1 protein-coding gene and 1 pseudogene are annotated in these 1,609 nt (G+C 69.0%); both read left to right on the top strand.

All coding sequences use genetic code 11. The annotated features are described in order from the left end of the window. On the top strand, window positions 1-319 hold a 319-nt coding region (locus CA982_RS26200; RefSeq protein ID WP_341865045.1), incomplete at its 5' end, for a hypothetical protein. 530 nt (window positions 320-849) lie between these two features. Then, window positions 850-1,609: pseudogene (locus CA982_RS26630) on the top strand (hypothetical protein); the annotation flags it as partial.

The following is a 1,609-nucleotide window of genomic DNA, read 5'->3' as shown; positions in this document are numbered from 1 at the left end:
GTCCAGGAGACCCACCGCCATGACCACACCCACCACCGGCGCCGAATCGCGCACACCGTCACGCCATTCCGCCGCCAGCCAGACCCCCGGCGCCGAGGACGATCGCGGTGGTTTTCCTGTTCTGAAAGCGGTCCTGTTCGTCGCCGGATGCGCCCTGCTGGTCCTGGCCGCAGCCAACCTCACCCACCTCGCCCAATGGTCACAACAATGGGGACAGATCCCGGTGTTCCTCGGCTTCTTCCTCCTCATGTCCATCGCCGGACGCTGGTTCTGGACCGGCGCCGACGCCATCCTCGCCAAAGTCGTCGGCAACCAATGACCCACCGCCCCACAAATCACAATGGATGGCCCCGAACACGCAGCGCAGCAACACTTCTCGCCCTGACAGGAACCCTGGCCGGCATCATCGCGCTCGCCACAGCCGCGCTCACCGGACCCTCCTCGCCCGCACACGCCGACCCACTCTGCGACCAGATGCGCGCCCAATACGGACCCGGCTGGCCCTGCATCAGCGTCCCCACTTACACCCCACCACCCACCCAAAACACACCTGCCACCCCGACCACACCAGGTAACCCAGGCTCCACCGGCGGACCCGGCATCGCCGGCAACCCCGGACCAGGCCCCGGCGACGGCAACGGCACACCCATCGTCCCCGTCCCCGGACAGCAACCCTCACCCGGCCTTCGGCCCGCGCCCGGTGGGTCGCCGCCGGCAGTCAACAGCGCTGTCCCTTCGACTGCATCGCAACCCGATGCTGTCCCCGGCCAACCATCTGTGCGTGTTCCGCCGGCACTGTCGCCGCCACCGGCCGTCGGAGGTGACGAAACCCCCACGAACACTCCAGGCTTGGGGCCGCAGCCCGCCGGCCGCGACACCGGCACCGCCACCGCCACCGCCACCGACGACGAAGATGCGTCGATCCCACTGCCGGTCTGGATTATCGCCGGCGCCGCCGCGATCGCCGCCGCCCATCCCCGCACCCGGTCCGCATTGCTCACCCGAGGCGGGCACACCCGCGGCCAGATCGGCACATCACGGCTTGTCCTGATGCACGACGAGACCAGCCCCACCAGCTACCGGTTCGCGATGAACGTGCCCCCGGGCGGACGTACCGCCGTCAACCGTGACGGCTCAGCAACGGTCTACGACCGCGACGGCAACCCGGTCCGGCAGATCGCCCGGCCCTGGGCCTTCGACGCCGCCGGGCAACCGCAAAAGACCTGGTACACCGTCGACGCCAACGGCGACCTCATCCAACACATCCGCCCCGCCCCCGACGCCCGCTACCCCATCCTCGCCGACCCCGATGAGAAGCCCTCCAAACCACCCGCAAAACCCCAAGACACCATCAACAATCCGCCCCAAACTCCCAGCACACCAACGCCTCCCGAAGCCACCACAGGAGACCTGGGTACCGCTCAAACACCGTCCACCCCGAGCTATGACCAAGGCAGTGGCGGTCAGGGCTACAGCGGCAGCGGCGACGGTGGGTACAGCGGCGACGGTGGGTACAGCGGCGACGGTGGGTACAGCGATGGTGGGTATGGCGGGGGTACCGCCGGTTCTCCCGCCCCTTCGACCACACCGCCCGCCACCTCCCCGACAC

Source organism: Gordonia lacunae (assembly GCF_002149015.1).
Taxonomy (GTDB): domain Bacteria; phylum Actinomycetota; class Actinomycetes; order Mycobacteriales; family Mycobacteriaceae; genus Gordonia; species Gordonia lacunae.
This window is presented reverse-complemented; position numbering and strand designations above follow the sequence as displayed.